This is a genomic window from Streptomyces sp. NPDC088766, from assembly GCF_044750845.1.
GTDB lineage: Bacteria > Actinomycetota > Actinomycetes > Streptomycetales > Streptomycetaceae > Streptomyces.
The window spans coordinates 1-15,333 of record NZ_JBIVKQ010000015.1 but is presented as its reverse complement, the minus strand read 5'-3'; the positions used below and the strand labels follow the sequence as shown (position 1 = coordinate 15,333).

The window sequence follows — 15,333 nt, the reverse complement described above, 5'->3', positions numbered from 1 at the left end:
ACCGCGGTCCGGCCGTCGTCCAGGTCCGGCGTGCCGGTCATCGGTCCGTCGGCCGGGACAGCGGGGCGACGGCCACCAGCCGCGCGAAGTAGCCCTCCGGCACGCCCTCGCCCACCGGACGGCCGTCCGCCTCGATCCAGGCGTGCGCGGTGAAGAGCGGGACGACCCGCACGCCGGTGCACCGGGTCGGCCACGTCCCGCCGAGCCGGCACAGCAGCACCGCCCCCGGGGAGCGCAGCAGGCACCCCTCCGGTCCGGCGCAGTGCAGACTGGCCGCGCACATGGCGTCGCGTGCCCTCTGGGCCTGCGCGGTGGTGGCGGGAGCGGCACCGCGTCGCGGGACGCCGAGCACGGCGCGGATGCGACGGGGCGGCAGGAGTGCGAGGACCACGGCCGGCAGCAGGACGAGGCGGGTGGACAGGCGTCGGGCCGGGGGAACACCGGTGGGCCGTTCCAGCGCGCTGGGCGTCGTCATGAGGCGGGCCCCGAGTTCCGCAGCTCGGGTACGAGCGCCTCGACGTCCATCAGGGCCTGTGCCTGGTCGATGCCGAACTCCCCGGCCAGGGCGGCGGCCGCGCGCCGTTCGCCCGGGTCCGAGCCGCCACCGATTCCGTGGACACCGTCACCGGGCTGCCGCTCCCACCGGGCCGACGCTCACCGAGGACGGTCGCGCCGACCTCCACCCCGAGGCGGGGGCGACCGACCGCCGGCCTCCCGCTTTCGGGACGGCAGCCGGAGGACTCCGCGTGTACGGGGCCGGCCGCCGGGGCGCTCCGCCGGGCGGGGGAGCGCGGGAACGCCCCCGCCTCAGATCGTCATCGCCTCCTGTATCCAGCGGTTGACGCGGTACGGCAGCCACCACTCCACCCCGCCGACCGCGAGCACGAGTCGCTCCTCGCGGAAGTCGGCGAGCGCGTCCGACGGCACCGCCGACGCGGGAGCCCCGTACGCCAGGCGTTCGATCGCCTCCTGGTAGTGCGGCTCGTCCACCGTGAACCGGCGGAGATCTCCCCAGCGGCGGTCGCGGATCTGGACGAAGCCCGGACCCTGCCGCCAGAGGCACTTGCCGAGGTAGTGGCCGTTGCGCCAGGTCCGCAGCGCGTCGTCCGCCCCTGCCGGGTCCACCCCCTCGATCCGCTGCGGCGGCTGGAGGTGGCTCAGGAGGCGGCCGATGTCCTCGGCGGCCGTCGGGCCCCCGTCCGGATCCGGCCGCAGGTCCCACTCGACGAGCACCGCGCGGGCCGTCAGGTCCCTGACCAGACTGAGGGTTCGTACGGCACGGGCCGCCGCGTCCGGCGTTCCCGTGTCCCCGAGATCCACGACGTCGGACAGCCGGACGCGGCGCGCGCCCAGTTCCCACAGCCGGTCGCACTCCTCGGCGACGGGACCGGTCAGCTCGATGTCGCCGAGGAACATCCCCGGCAGCGCGCAGGCGACGGGGTCGTAGTCGCGCCAGACGGCGGCGGACGGAGTGAGGGTGGAGCTGGGACTCATCGGACTGGCCTCCAGGTGCGCCTGAACGGTCGGACGGCGGTGGGACGGCGGTGGGACGGCGCTCGGGCGAGGGTCGGACAACGCCCGGGCGAGGGCTGAGGAAGGGGAAGTGAAGAGAGAGGAGAAAAGACGGGTCAGACTCCGGTCATCTGCGGTTCGGCCGGCGTGGCGGCCGGTACGGGCGCCGCGTGCCGGTGCCGCATGAAGTCCAGCCGCAGCAGGTCCTCGTTCACCGCCGAGGGCGCGATGTGCACGTACTGCCCGTTGTCGGTGAAGACCAGGCCGAGCCCCACCCAGCGGTCGAGCAGCTCCTGCACCTCGTCCTCCTGGAGCGCCCCGCCCGGCACCCGGCCCGCGGCCTTGCGGGTGAGGGCCGACGGCGTGTGCGGCTGGTCCAGCAGCCGGAACGCGGCGATCTCGTACGGGTCGGTCAGCTCCATCACCCGCCACTCGAAGGCCCGGCGCCTGCTGACCAGGACGATACGGTCGCCCAGGTCGGCCTGCGTGAGACGCGCGTCGGCGTGGTGCTTGCGCCAGGCGGCGAGCGCGGCGTTGAGCGCGGTGACGGTGGGTTTGCCGATGCCCCGCTCCGGCGCCTCGAAGACGTAGGCGAGGCCGTAGAGCTCTTCCTCCGGCAGGTCGTAGGTGAAGCGGTAGTGCGCCTCCGGGCGCAAGCCGGAGAAGCCCAGCTCGGGCCGGTTGAAGTAGGGGCTGAACCGTTCGATGGCGATACGGGCCGAGAGGTCGACCGGCGGGTTGAGGTGTTCCAGCGCCGGTATCTGCGCGATGACCGGGTCGTAGTCCTCCGCGCTCTCCCCCGGGAAGCCGTGCAGGTAGTTCCAGGACACCGACAGGCCGGTCTCGGCGCCGTCGCGGAGCATGCGTACGTTCTGGCAGCCGCTGACGCCCTTGTCCATCAGGTCCAGTACGCGGCTGTTCAGGCTCTCGATGCCCGGCTGCACGTAGATCAGGCCCGCGTCGGAGAGCGTACGGAGGTGGGCGCGGCGCATGTTTGCCTTGATCTCGATGTGCAGCCGCAGGTCGTAGCCGCTCTCGATGATCCGGGGCAGGACGGTGGAGAGGTAGCCCATGTCGAGGATGTTGTCGACCACGTACATGTCCAGCACACGGTGGCGGCGGGCGAGATCCATGATCTCGTCGTAGAAGGTGTCCGGGCTCTTGCTGCGGAACTGCATGAAGGAACCGTTGAGCCCGCAGAACGTGCAGTGGTGCTTCTCGCCCCACCAGCAGCCTCTGGCGCCCTCGACGACGAGCTTGGGCTCGACCCAGTTGCGGGCCACGGAGGCGCCGAGGCGTTCGAAGTAGCCGCTGTAGTCGGGCGGCAGGATGGTGGCGGGCGGCAGCGGGCTGGTGGCCATCGCGTTGGCGGTGCTCACACCGTCCGGCCCGCGGTGGCACAGCCCCGCCACGGCGGAGAGGTCCGGGTCTTCTTCACCGAGCGCGGACAGCAGCCGGGGAAACGCGGCTTCGCCCTCGCCCCGGATCACGTAGTCCACGAACGGGAAGTTGCGGTGGACCGTCGCGCCCTGCTCGCCGTCGCAGTTGGCGCCGCCCATGACGGTCACGATGTGCGGTGCGAGCTGCTTGACCTGGCGGGCGGCCGCGAGCGCGGCGGTGTTCTGCTGGAAGGTGGAGGTGAAGCCCACCACGTCGGGTGCCTCGTCGACGATCCGCCGGGCGATGTCCGCCACGAACTCCGGCACCAGCCGGTGCAGTTCGCGGGTCATCCGCATCCGGGACGCGCCGAGCTTCCCCTTCATCGCGGTGGTGAACTCCTCGTCCCGCCAGTCGGGGTCGTCGTAGAGCGCGGAGGAGAAGACCCAGTCGCCGCAGCCCATGAAGTAGGAGGCGAGTGCGTAGTACTCGTAGTCCTCGGCGGTGAACTCCATGCGCCGGGTGATCCAGTCGGTGAATTCGAGGTTGGCGTGCAGGACTTCGGCACTGCCGTCCGGCACGTGCTCGTCCACACTCCGCTTGAGGATCCCCAGGGCCAGCGACGGAAGGTCGATGGGCGACCAGGGCATGTTGACCAGCAGTACGCGCATGTCAGCTCCTCGTGGGACGGCCGGAAGACGGGGAACGGGGAACAACGGGGAACGGGGAGGACGGCGGAAAGGGAGGCAGGGCCTTCCGGCAGCCGACCGCGGTCGTGGCGGGACGTCCCCCACCCCGTCGGGACGGACGACCCCGCTGCGGCGGACGCCCCTGTGGTGACGGGGCGACCGGCCGGCCCGGCATCGGTGACCGCCGGGCCGGCCGGCGAGGATCAGTTCTCTTCCGCGTCTTCCGCGTTGCGGAACGGGATGGTGACCGTGACGCCGACGCTCGGCTTCCGGTTCTCCTCGTCACCCTCGAGCGGGTCGTTGTGGATGATGTCCTTCTGCATGGGCGGTTCTCCTCTCGGTGTGTTCGGCGTTGCCTGTCCCGGCCGCCGCCTCGGTACGGACGCGGCCGGAATCCCCCCTCCGGTCGGCGGGGGGCGTCTTGGGGGCGCGGTGCGTGCCGCGCAGCTCGCGGTCGAGGAAGACCACGGCGCGGCGCAGTACGGCGACGTGGTCACCGCCCTCGTAGCCGTCGTGCCCGCTGTCGAGCCACATCGACTCGTGGCGGGCCCCGGCGGCGCGCAGCGCGGCGAGGTAGCCGCGCACCTGGCCGGGCGGGCACTTGGCGTCCCGGGTGGCGGCCACGACCAGCAGCGGTGCCCGCACGCGCGAGGCGTACTCGATCGGTGAGCTGCGGGCGTACGCCTCGGGCACGTCGTCGGGCGTGCCTCCGTACAGGCGCTCGTCCAGGGTGCGCAGCGCGGACGTGGTGGTGCGGTAGGCGGCGACGCCGTCGGCGACGGGCTTGACGGCGACGCCCGCCTGCCACAGCCCGGGGCGGGTGCCGAGGGCCAGCAGCGTGAGGTAGCCGCCCCACGACGTGCCCCACAGTCCGACGGCGTCCGGGCGCACCAGCCCGCGCCCGATCAGATCGGCGCGCACCGCCACCAGGTCCTCGACCTGCGTGAGCCCCACGCCCGCGCCGAAGGCCCGGCGCCAGCGGGGTCCGTAGCCGGTGGAGCCGCGGTAGTTGACGCGTGCGACGGCGAAGCCCGAGGCCACGAGCGAGTGCACGACACCGTCGTAGGCGTCGCGGTCGTGGTCGGCGGGACCACCGTGCACGAGGAAGACGACGGGCGGCGGCGCGCCCCGCTCGCCGGTCACCCGGCCGTCGGAGGCCCGGCCGTCGGAGGGCTGGTCCTCGGAGGCCCGGCCGTCGGAGGTTTCGCCCCGCGGGAGTCCGGGACCCTGCGGCAGGCCGTGGCCCTCGGGAAGGCTGAGCCAGGTGTGCACGGGACCGTCCGGGGTCGGCGTCCACAGGTCGCGGTGGTCGCCCGGTACGCGTCCCGGCACGGTGCCGAGGGCCGGCAGCGCGGTACCGGCCGTGGAGTGCATACGCGGCGGATGGGCCGTGTCCGTCCACAGGTAGTGCACGTCGCCACCGGCTCGCGGCGCCGCGTCCAGCAGACTGCCGGGCGGTGTCGGCACGCGCGTGAGGGCGCCGGTGTCCAGGCGGGCCCGGTACAGGGTGCTGCGACCGTGGCGGTCCTCGCGGATCAGGACGGTGCGCCCCTCGTCCTCGTCCGGATACCAGCGGGCGGTGATCTCACTGTCGAACGCGCACCACGCGTAGGTACGGATCCCGGTCTCCGGCCGCCAACTGGCCAGCAGGTAGCGGTCGTCGTCCTCGCGCACCAGCAGCAGTTCGTCGCGTCCGGCGGTGGGCGCGAAGCCGAGCGACCAGAGTCTGCCGTGTTCCCCGGAGCCGGAGAGCACGGCGCGCGGTGTGCCGTCCGCGGCCAGGACGGTCACGGCGTGCGCGGAACCGGCGGGTCCGCTGATCGCCAGCAGACCGGCCGTGGCGGTGATCCCGGACAGCGTGGCGTGCTGGTCGACGCGCGTCACCTCGCGTGCGGAAGCGCCGCGCCGGCCCAGGTGGACGGTGGTCGTCCGGCCGTCCCCCAGCCCCATGGCGACGATCCCGTCGTCGCTCACGGCCAGGCCGCGCGGGGTGCCCGCGGGCACCCCGGTCAGCCCGGGGAGGTCGGGACCGCCGTGGAAGGGCTGGAACCGCCAGTGCCCCTCGCCGTGTGCGTCCTCGTCGAACCACCACACGTTCGCGTCCCGGTCGATCGTTCCGTGCAGGGTGCCCCGCGGCCGGTCGGTGACCTGGCGGGCGCGCCCGGTTCCGGCGTCCCAGGCGAACACCTCGCACCGGCCTTTCGCGTCCGCGGTGAACGCCATCAGCGCCGGATCGGCGGCGCAGACCTCGGGCAGGGCGGCGAGGTAGACCTGGTAGCGGGATCCGGTCATACGCCCCGCCCCCTCGCCCGAACGTCTCCCGCCGGTGTGCCCTTCGGCGGCACGCCCGGCGCCAGTACGCGTCCCGCGCCGAGGGTCGTGCGCAGAGCGAGCAGGACCAGCACTCCGGCGGAGGTGAGCGCGGGTACGGCGGCCCCCGCGTGAGCCGTCAGGAACCCGGCGAGCGCGGGCGCCACAGCGGCGGCTCCGCCGGCGGCGGTGGCGAGCACGGAGCCCGCGCGGGCCTGGAGTTCGGGCGGTGTCCCCTGGACGGCCCGGGCCTGGAGGATCACGGTGGCCGGCGGCATGATCAGGCAGAACCCGCCGAACAGCGCCCCGTACGCCCACGGCCCCCCGGCCGTCGCGAGCGCGGCGGCGAGCGGGGGCATGAGCCAGGACACCGTCACCACCGCCCGCACGGGGCCGAGCCCGCGCACCAGCCGGGGCGCGGCGAGCGAACCGGCGAGTCCGGCGGCGCCGGACAGCGCCAGGACCAGACCCATGGGCGTGCCGCCGTGGCCGCTCTCCTGCAAGGTGAAGACGGCGTCGTAGTACAGCGCGGCCAGTACGCCGTTGACGGTGGTGGTCCACACAAGTACCAGCCGCAGCAGGGGCGTCGTCCGGACGAGCCGGACTCCGGCGCTCGCCTCGGCGGCCAGAGCGGACCAGGTGCCGGGTGCGGAGCGAGGCGCGGGTGGTGGCACGGGCCGCGGCACGGAACCTTCCCGGGCCGCGTGCCCGGCCGGCTCCGACGCGCCGTCAGCCCGGTGCGCCGCGTCCACCCGGTGCGCCGCGTCAGCCCGGTGCGTCATGTCCACCGCGTCCGCGTTGTCGGTCCGGTCGGCCCGCAGGTTCGAGCGCATGGCACGGACGCACACGGCCGTGACGGCGTACGAGACGGCGTCCAGTACGAAGGGCAGCGCGCGCGAGACCTGGTACAGCACGCCGCCCAGAGCGGGCCCCGCGACCAGGGCGCCCCGGTCACCCGCCTCCAGCCCGGCCACCACGCGCGGGAGGTTCCCGGGCGTGGAGATCAGGGCCACGGTGCCGCGGGCCGCCGCCTCGTAGCAGGTGGTGGCGGTGCGTTCCACGAGTACGGCGGCGAGCAGATGGGCCAGTGAGGGCCGTCCTTCCGCGACGGCCAGGGCCACGGCCACGGAGCCCATGGCGAGCGCCGAGACCACCGCCGACCAGAACATCACCCGCTTACGCGCGCCACGGTCGGCGGGTACGGCGACGAGCGGGCCGAGCACCAGCCCGGTCGCCGTGGACACCCCCGCGACCAGCCCCACCACCGCCGGCGAGTAGCCGAGCCCGAGGAGCAGCAGCGGCAGGACGACCCCGGACGCCTGGCTGCCCAGGGAGTCGGCGGCGTTCGCGCACCAGAAGAGCCGGACGTCGCGGGTGGCGGGCCCGGTGTCCTCGGCGGGCCCGGTGTCCTCGGCCAGGACCGGCGGGGTCGAAACGGCCCGGACGCGCGAGGTCCCTGTTTCGGGAACGGAAGATCCCATGCGCAGTCCTCCCCGTTTCCGCCGTCACACTCGAAGTCGCATGCGAGATCGCATGCGAAGTAGCGCCACAGTTGGCAAAGATGTGTAGAAAAGGTGCAGGAATTGAAACAGTCGGGAGCTTAACCAGGCGCCGACGCGGAGGACAAGGACGCCTGGACGAGGGCTGGTTCGATTTCACACGAGCGGCGTGGGGCGCGCCGGGGCCCCCGTGCGGCAGCATCGGGACGAGCGGTTCTTGCCGCGCCCGCCATCCGCGATCACCGCGCCGGGGCGGCGAATCGGGGCGGCGACGGTGCGGTGCCCGGGGTTCCCGCTTCGCTTTGGCATTCGCGGCGCCGAATGAGTCTTCCGGGCGTGCGGAGCCCTTCACGGATCGTCGCCGACCGCCCCGGAGATACGCCGGAATTCGCCACTCCGTGCGGGGAACGGCATCTGAACTGCGCGGGGAACGGGGCGGGACGCCGCCGGCCGGCCCCGGCCGCACCGCGCGCCCCGACGCCCCGCCACGACCGCCGGACACGCCCGCCACACCCGTCGCCGAGGGCATGCGCGGCCTTCCCGGTGGCGAACGCGACCCCCGCCGACGACGCGCCGTACGCCGCGCACCTCACCGGAGGGGAAGGCCCCGACGGAAGCGCGCGGGCCCGTGCGATATCCGGAATCCAACTCCCCGGATATCGCCGGACCGACGGCAATGGCTCGAGTTATTGGCCGGAAACGTACGGGAGAAAAGCGGGGAAAGAGCCAGGCGGGAAAGGAAACCGGAGATCGTCTTCGCGACGCCGTGGCCTGCTCTGCCGAAGGCGGACGGCCCGTACCGGCCGCTGCGGCGTCGGCGGCAGGCCGTGCTCCGGCCGCGGTGCGGGCCGTGACCCCGGATCCCGGACACGGGTGGTGCGGCTGGCGCCAGGTCCGTGTCCACCCGTCCGTCCTCCCGTCCTCCCGTCCTCCCGTCCGTCCGTCCGGCCGGACGGCGCGACGCGAGGTCGATGACGGTCACCGGGCGGCAGGGCTTCCCGCCGCCGATGGGCAGGTGGGTGATGTCACCGACGTACTTCGTGTTCGGGGTTCCGGCGGTGAGGCGGCGGCATGCGCTTGACTGCTTCGCCACCGACGCGATCGAGAGGGCGGACACCGCCTGGATCCCCGCGGTGGGCGGATGTGCTCGGACTGGCGTGAGTGGACTTCTGTGCTCCGGACCCGTTGACGGTGGTGGTCCGCATCACTACGGTACGCCTCGAACCTCCGGCACACCGAACCTTGTTCGAGATTTCGCACAATGGGAGCGCTCCCACCTCGCCTCGGCACCAACTGCTGGTGGGGGCCTCGAACCCTCCAGGCTCGAAAGGCAGGCCGACCATGCCGGGTTCACCCGGACCCCTCAGGCGCTGGTTACGAAGGCTCAGAGGCTCAGCAGTCGTCGCCCTCGCCATGACCGGCACCGACGCCACCAGCCGGCAGCGGCGGGTGAGCGACCACGGCGGCGACCGCGTCCGCCCGTCCTGGCGCATGAGCCTGCTCACCCGGACCGACTCCACCTGCTGAACACGGGACAGCCGACACAGCCGACAACGGAACCGTGCCCGTCCCGCGGGGCGAGACAGACCCCGCGGGACGGGCACGGCGGAAGGAGCCGCAATGCCCGCTCGATCACGCAGGCGACTGGCCCGCCTGCTCGCCACCGCGGCCGCGACGCTGGCGCTCTCTTTCGCGGCGCCGCACCAGCCGGTGGCCCTGGCAGCGCCCGGAAGTCCTGCCCTCACCCCGCCGCTGGGCTGGAACAGCTGGAACAGCTTCGGGTGCAACGTGAGCGAGGGCATGGTGCGCCAGGCGGCCGACGCGATGGTCAGCTCCGGAATGCGGGACGCGGGCTATGAGTACGTCGTGGTGGACGACTGCTGGTTCGACCCGCAGCGCGATGCCCAGGGCAACCTGCGCGCGCACCCGACCAAGTTTCCCGGCGGCATGAAGGCGCTGGGCGACTACATCCACAGCCGCGGCCTGAAGTTCGGGCTCTACCAGGTGCCCACCGAGCGCACCTGCGCCCAGCGCGTCGGCACGTTCCCCGGCTCGACGGGCAGCATGGGACATGAGGTCCAGGACGCCCGCACCTTCGCCTCCTGGGGCGTGGACTACCTCAAGTACGACTGGTGCTCCCCCGCGGGCACACGCGACGAGCAGGTCGCCCGGTTCTCCCTGATGCGCGACGCTCTCCGGGCAACAGGCCGGCCCGTCGTCTACAGCATCAACCCCAACAGCTTCCATGCGATCACCGGCGCCGCGTACAACTGGGGCCAGGTCGCCGACCTGTGGCGCACCACCGAGGACCTGCTGGACATCTGGCAGAACGGCAACGTCAACAGCTATCCGATGGGCGTCGGCAACGTCGTCGACGTCAACGCCCCGCTCGCCGCGCAGGCCGGCCCGGGCCACTGGAACGACCCGGACATGCTCGTCGTGGGCCGGCCGGGGCTCACGCTGACCGAGTCGCGGTCGCACTTCACGCTGTGGGCCCTGATGGCCGCGCCGTTGATGGCGGGCAACGACATCCGCACCATGTCCGCCGACGTCAGCGCGATCCTGCGCAACCGACGGCTGCTGGCGGTGAACCAGGACTCCCTCGGCGCGGGCGGGCGACGGGTGCGCGACGACGGTGCCACCGAGGTGTTCGCCAAGCCCTTGTCCGACGGCTCGGTCGCCGTCGGGTTGTCCAACCGCGGTGAGAGCACCGCCACCGTCACCACCTCGGCCGCGCAGGTCGGTCTCACCGGCGGGCCTTTCACCCTGACCGACCTGTGGACCGGCACCACATCGACTACGGGTGGCCAGATCACCGCGAGTGTCCCGGCGCACGGTGTGACGGCGTTGCGGGTGTCCGGCGGCACTCCGCTCGCCGGCGAGACGTCCCGGATCCGTGGCGCCGGCTCAGGCCGCTGCCTGGACGTCGACAACTCCTCGACCGCGTCCGGCACCGCCGTAGTGATCTGGGACTGCCACAACGCCGCCAACCAGCTGTGGACGACGTGGACGGGTGGCGAGATCCGCGTCTTCGGCGACAAGTGCCTGGACGCCGAGGGGCAGGGAACCGCCGACGGCACCCGGGTGATCACCTGGCCCTGCAACGGCCAGAACAACCAGAAGTGGACCCTCGCAGCCGACGGATCGATCCGCAACGTCCACGCCGGCCTGTGCCTGGACGTCGCCGGTGCGGCCACCGCGAACGGCTCGCGGCTGGTCCTGCGGACCTGCGACGACCAGTCCGGCCAGCACTGGGCCCGCACCTGATCCCGACACGACAGAGGAGGCCGATCCCCCCATGCCCCACCCCCAGCACCCCTTGAGCCGCCGTAGCATGCTGGCGACCGCCACCGGCCTGGCCGCCGCGGCCGCGCTGCCCGCCGCGCACACCGCGCAGGCCCGGTCCGCCGTGACGTCCCACGGCGCGGCGGACCCGCTCCAGGCGGCGTACTCCAACCCCGTCCTCTGGCAGGACTTCGCGGACATCGACATCATCCGCGTCGCGGACACCTACTACTGCTCCGCCTCGACGATGCACTACTCGCCCGGCGCCCCCGTCCTCCGCTCCTACGACCTGGTCAACTGGGAGTTCGCCGGCCACTCGGTCCCCGTGCTCGACTTCGGCTCCAAGTACGACCTGAACGGCGGACGCGGATACGTCCGCGGCATCTGGGCGTCCTCCCTGGCCCACCGGAACAGCAACCGCACGTTCTACTGGCTCGGCCAGATCGACTTCGCCCGCACCTACCTCTACACGGCCACGTCCGTCGAAGGCCCCTGGAACCGGCACGCCACGATCGCCAACGCCTACTACGACGCAGGGCTGCTGTTCGACGACGACGACACCCCGTACGTCGCCTACGGCAACACCACCATCCACGTCGCCCAGCTCTCCGCGGACGCCCGCACCCAGGTCCGCACCCAACAGGTGTTCAGCACGCCACCGGAGGTCGGGACGCTGGAGGGCTCCCGCTTCTACAAGATCAACGGGAATTACTACATCTTCCTCACCCGCCCGGCCAACGGCCAGTACATCCTGAAGTCCACCTCCGGCCCCTTCGGCCCGTACACGATGCGGCAGGTGCTGCTCAACCTGCCCGGACCGATCGCCGGGGGCGGAGTGCCGCACCAGGGCGGGCTGGTGAGCACCCCGAACGGCCAGTGGCACTACATGGCCTTCGTCGACGCCTACCCCGGCGGCCGGGTCCCCGTGCTGGCCCCGATCAGCTGGACGGGGGACGGCTGGCCCACCCTCCAGCTCGTGGGCGGTGCATGGGGCCAGTCGTACACCGCACCGCTGCCGCTGCGCCCGGTCACGCCGATGACCGGCGTCGACACGTTCCAGGGCACCCGGCTCGGCCCGAAGTGGGAGTGGAACCACAACCCCGACACCGGCAGGTTCTCGGTGAACAACGGCCTGCTCCTGCGCACCGCGACGGTGACCCAGGACCTGTACGCCGCGCGCAACACGCTCACCCATCGCATCCAGGGGCCCACCTCCACCGCGACGATCGAACTCGACTTCTCCGGGATGACCGACGGCGACCGGGCGGGGCTGGCGATGCTGCGCGACTCCTCCGCCTGGATCGGCCTCAAACGCGACGGCGGCACGACGCGGGTGGTGATGGTCGACGGCCTCACCATGGACGGCAACTGGAACACCACCGGTACCGGCACCGAGCGGGCGAGCGCCGCCCTCACGGGCAGCCTCGTCCGGCTCCGCGTCCACGCCGACATCAGACCCGGCACCGGCCGGCAGGCCCGGTTCTCCTACAGCACCGACGGCAGCAGCTACGTCTCCCTCGGTCCCGCCTTCACCCTCAACAACGCCTGGCAGTTCTTCATGGGCTATCGGTACGCCGTCTTCAACCACGCCACCAGATCACTCGGCGGCAGCGTGCGGGTGACGCGATTCGAGTCGGCAACTCCGTAACCCTCGGCGAACCCAGCTCCAAGAGCGCACCCAGGAGCCTCCGACGAGCGGGCCGAGGGGACCGAGAAGGCGTGGATCAGGACCAGCAGCCAAGAGAGGAAGAACATGACACAAGGTCGGAATGAGCCCGCGAGCAGGGAGCAAGGGGCGCCGAGCCGGAGGACCGTCCTGGCGACGATGGGGGCCCTGCCGGTCCTCACGGCCACGGCGTCGGCCGCGGGGGCCTCGAGAGCTGCGGCCGCGACGACCGCCGCCACGGCGGTCATCGACCCGTCGGCGCGGCGGCAGACCATCCGGGGCTTCGGCGGCATGACCCACACGGCCTGGATCGGCGACCTGACAGCCGCCCAGCGGGACACGGCGTTCGGCACCGGCGAGGGCCGGCTGGGGTTCTCCGTGCTGAGGATCCCCGTCCCCGAGAAACAGGCGGACTTCAGCCGCGATCTGGCGACGGCCAAGCGCGCGATCGAGCTCGGGGCGACCGTCATCGCGTCGCCGTGGAATCCCCCCGCGAACATGGTGGAGACCTTCGTCCGCGGCAGTCAGACCGATGCGAAACGCCTCAGGTACGACATGTACGGGGCCTATGCCCAGCACCTGAACGACTTCAACGGGTTCCTGCGGAACAACGGGGTGAACCTCTACGGCATATCGGTGCAGAACGAGCCCGACTACGCCCATGACTGGACGTGGTGGACTCCCGCCGAAATGGTCCGGTTCCTGCGGGAGAACGCCGGCTCGATCGGCACCAGGGTCATCGCACCCGAGTCCTTCCAGTACCTGAAGAACATCTCCGACCCGATCCTCAACGACTCCGCGGCGCTCGCCAACGTGGACATCATCGGGGCCCACCTCTACGGCACGCCGTACGCGAACTTCCCCTACCCCCTCTTCAAGCAGAAGGGCGCGGGCAAAGAACTCTGGATGACCGAGGTCTACCACCCCAACAGCACCGATTCGGCGGACCTCTGGCCCCAGGCGCTCGACGTGGGGGAGCACATCCACCGCGCCATGGTGGACGCCGAGTTCCAGGCGTACATCTGGTGGTACATCAGGCGCAGCTACGGCCCCATGCGGGAGGACGGCCAGATCAGCAAGCGCGGCGCCAACATGGCGCACTTCGCCAGGTTCGTGCGCCCCGGACACGTGCGGATCGAGGCGACGGCGAACCCGGCGTCGAACGTCTACGTCTCGGCGTACCTGGGCGGTGACTCCAGGGTCGTCGTCGTGGCCATCAACAAGGGAGCCTCTGCGGTGAGCCAGCAGTTCACCCTGGCGAACAGCACCGCGTCCAGTGTCTCGTCCTGGCTGACCGACGCGAGCAGGAACGTCGCGCCCCAGGGCACGACCGGCGTGTCGAACGGCTCCTTCACCGTCACGCTTCCCGCTCGAAGCGTGACGACGTTCGTGACCGGCGCGACCGGGACCTCCGGCGGGATCGACACCAGTGCGTGGTACGTGCTGACGAACCGCAACAGCGGCAAGGCGCTCGACCTGTACAACCTCGCCACCAACGACGGCGCGCGCATCACCCAGTGGTCGCGCAACGACCGGACTCAGCAGCAGTGGCAGTTCGTCGACTCGGGCGGCGGTTACTACCGCCTCAGGTCCCGGCACTCGGGCAAGGTCCTCGAGGTCCTCGACCGGTCCACCGCCGACGGCGCGCGCATCGTCCAGTGGACCGACCGCAACGACGCCAACCAGCAGTTCGGGCTCGCCGGCTCGGACGGTGGCCGCGTACGCCTGATCAATCGCAACAGCGGCAAGGCGCTCGAGGTGCAGAACGCCGCCACCGCCGACGGCGCGGGCGTCGTCCAGTACACCGACTGGGGCGGCACCAACCAGCAGTGGCAGCTCGTGCGGGTCGGCTGACAGCCCTTCTTCCTGCGGGCCGCGGCCCGCTTCGCCCGGCCCGTGCCCGGCGAGGGCCAGGACCGGGACCTGCCCGCCACGCCGGGCAACCGCAAGCGTCTTTCGCCCACCAGCGTGGTGGTGGGCGAAAGACGCTTTTTCAGCAGGTGGCAGGTGCGGACGGGGAGGCCGGACGGCGCAAGGCATCCCGTCCGCGGTGCCTCCGCGCGCGGTTCTCGGAAGCGGCAGGAGACGGTCCCGCTGTCCGCGGAGGGCTCACCCGGCCCACGGCTGCGGGGCCGCGGAGCCGCCGCCCAGCAGGGCCGGATCGTCCGCCCCCAGGTGCTCGAAGGAACGCAGGGTCACCTGGCCGTGGAAGCTGACGACGCCGACCATCCGGCCGGTCATCCCGCCGGCGACCTCGGTGGACAGATAACGGCCGTCCACCTGGCCGAGCTCGGTGAACTCCCCGTCCTCCAGGACGCCCGCGACCACCTGGTCCGGGCCCCTGGCCGTGGAGAACTCGTGCCCCGCGGAAGGGAGCATCCGCATCTCCAGCACCACCTCGTCGGGCACCTCGCGCTCCCCGAGAGGGTGCCGAACGCCTCCGACCGCCCACACGGCGCGCACCGTTGCGTCGGACACGACGAGTTCGAGGGCGTGCCGGGGATCGACACGCACGGACAGTCCGCCGGCGCCCCGCACGCTCAACCGCGCCCGCACCCGTGCGTGGAGGTGCTCCTGCCGCCGGCCGAAGAACACCGGCTCGTCGCCCGCGGTCACTCGCCGGCCGTCGTCCTCATGGCTGACGACATCCGCCGGGAAGCGGGACGCCGCGACCCAGGACGGCGGCAGCGTGCCGTGGTCCAGTGCCTCGGTCACCGGCTGATCGGCTGCGGCCAAGGGCTCGACGTGCCCGGTGAGCCGGGGCCGGCCCTGCTCCCAGACCACGCCGTCACGGTGTCGGAGGGACCGACGGCCTACGCCCTGGCTCTTGTGTTCGGCATCGCCCGGGAAACCGGGCTCCGCCCCGCGCCCCGTCGCCGTACGAGCGCCGACGTCGTCGCGCGACCCGGGCGGGGGGGGGCGGCCCCCCCGCCCCCCCCCCCCCCCCCCCCCCCGGGGCCCCCCCCCCCGGGCCCCCGCACCGCGGGCGCGGCCC

General features: G+C 72.4%; 8 protein-coding genes and 2 pseudogenes. 4 read left to right on the top strand and 6 right to left on the bottom strand.

Annotated elements, in window-relative coordinates:
• Window positions 1-37: 37 nt before the first annotated feature.
• The 5 genes from ACIP5W_RS21290 to ACIP5W_RS21270 form a co-directional block, all read right to left on the bottom strand.
• Window positions 38-475: a lasso peptide biosynthesis B2 protein gene (locus ACIP5W_RS21290; RefSeq protein ID WP_401475622.1), complete on the bottom strand. Its 438-nt coding sequence runs from the start codon at window positions 473-475 to the stop codon at window positions 38-40.
• A gap of 332 nt (window positions 476-807) precedes the next feature.
• On the bottom strand, window positions 808-1,494 hold the full coding sequence (locus ACIP5W_RS21285) for a DUF5825 family protein (protein WP_401475619.1): 687 nt from the start codon (window positions 1,492-1,494) through the stop codon (window positions 808-810).
• A 134-nt stretch (window positions 1,495-1,628) separates the two neighbouring features.
• Window positions 1,629-3,560 carry a RiPP maturation radical SAM C-methyltransferase gene (locus tag ACIP5W_RS21280; protein WP_401475616.1) on the bottom strand — a complete coding sequence of 644 codons (1,932 nt, stop codon included), beginning with the start codon at window positions 3,558-3,560 and terminating at the stop codon, window positions 1,629-1,631.
• A 300-nt stretch (window positions 3,561-3,860) separates the two neighbouring features.
• Window positions 3,861-5,870: an alpha/beta hydrolase family protein gene (locus ACIP5W_RS21275; RefSeq protein WP_401475613.1), complete on the bottom strand. Its 2,010-nt coding sequence runs from the start codon at window positions 5,868-5,870 to the stop codon at window positions 3,861-3,863.
• The gene (locus ACIP5W_RS21270; RefSeq protein ID WP_401475610.1) at window positions 5,867-7,369 is read right to left on the bottom strand and encodes an MFS transporter; all 1,503 of its coding nucleotides are present in this window, start codon (window positions 7,367-7,369) and stop codon (window positions 5,867-5,869) included. The genes ACIP5W_RS21275 and ACIP5W_RS21270 overlap by 4 nt, the downstream gene beginning before the upstream one ends.
• Before the next feature lie 1,638 nt (window positions 7,370-9,007).
• Here ACIP5W_RS21270 and ACIP5W_RS21265 point away from each other — a divergent pair.
• From ACIP5W_RS21265 to ACIP5W_RS21250, 4 genes and pseudogenes are all read left to right on the top strand, one after another.
• Window positions 9,008-10,654: a glycoside hydrolase family 27 protein gene (locus tag ACIP5W_RS21265; RefSeq protein ID WP_401475607.1), complete on the top strand. Its 1,647-nt coding sequence runs from the start codon at window positions 9,008-9,010 to the stop codon at window positions 10,652-10,654.
• Between the two features lie 31 nt (window positions 10,655-10,685).
• Complete coding sequence (locus tag ACIP5W_RS21260) at window positions 10,686-12,320, top strand: glycoside hydrolase 43 family protein (protein ID WP_401475604.1); 1,635 nt, start codon at window positions 10,686-10,688, stop codon at window positions 12,318-12,320.
• A 105-nt stretch (window positions 12,321-12,425) separates the two neighbouring features.
• Window positions 12,426-13,715 (top strand): annotated as a pseudogene (locus tag ACIP5W_RS21255) (glycoside hydrolase family 30 beta sandwich domain-containing protein); the annotation flags it as partial.
• A 51-nt stretch (window positions 13,716-13,766) separates the two neighbouring features.
• Window positions 13,767-14,189 (top strand): annotated as a pseudogene (locus tag ACIP5W_RS21250) (RICIN domain-containing protein); the annotation flags it as partial.
• 258 nt (window positions 14,190-14,447) lie between these two features.
• Here ACIP5W_RS21250 and ACIP5W_RS21245 read toward each other — a convergent pair.
• Window positions 14,448-15,122 (bottom strand): hypothetical protein, encoded by a 675-nt coding sequence (locus tag ACIP5W_RS21245; protein ID WP_401475601.1) that lies wholly within the window; start codon window positions 15,120-15,122, stop codon window positions 14,448-14,450.
• Window positions 15,123-15,333 lie beyond the last annotated feature (211 nt).

What these genes read in the sequence shown, in the direction of transcription:
- ACIP5W_RS21285 (WP_401475619.1), bottom strand. Translation starts at nt 1,494, where the DNA reads ATGAGTCCCAGCTCCACCCTCACTCCGTCCGCCGCCGTCTGGCGCGAC.
- ACIP5W_RS21270 (WP_401475610.1), bottom strand. Translation starts at nt 7,369, where the DNA reads ATGGGATCTTCCGTTCCCGAAACAGGGACCTCGCGCGTCCGGGCCGTT.
- ACIP5W_RS21290 (WP_401475622.1), bottom strand. Translation starts at nt 475, where the DNA reads ATGACGACGCCCAGCGCGCTGGAACGGCCCACCGGTGTTCCCCCGGCC.
- ACIP5W_RS21265 (WP_401475607.1), top strand. Translation starts at nt 9,008, where the DNA reads ATGCCCGCTCGATCACGCAGGCGACTGGCCCGCCTGCTCGCCACCGCG.
- ACIP5W_RS21280 (WP_401475616.1), bottom strand. Translation starts at nt 3,560, where the DNA reads ATGCGCGTACTGCTGGTCAACATGCCCTGGTCGCCCATCGACCTTCCG.
- ACIP5W_RS21275 (WP_401475613.1), bottom strand. Translation starts at nt 5,870, where the DNA reads ATGACCGGATCCCGCTACCAGGTCTACCTCGCCGCCCTGCCCGAGGTC.
- ACIP5W_RS21260 (WP_401475604.1), top strand. Translation starts at nt 10,686, where the DNA reads ATGCCCCACCCCCAGCACCCCTTGAGCCGCCGTAGCATGCTGGCGACC.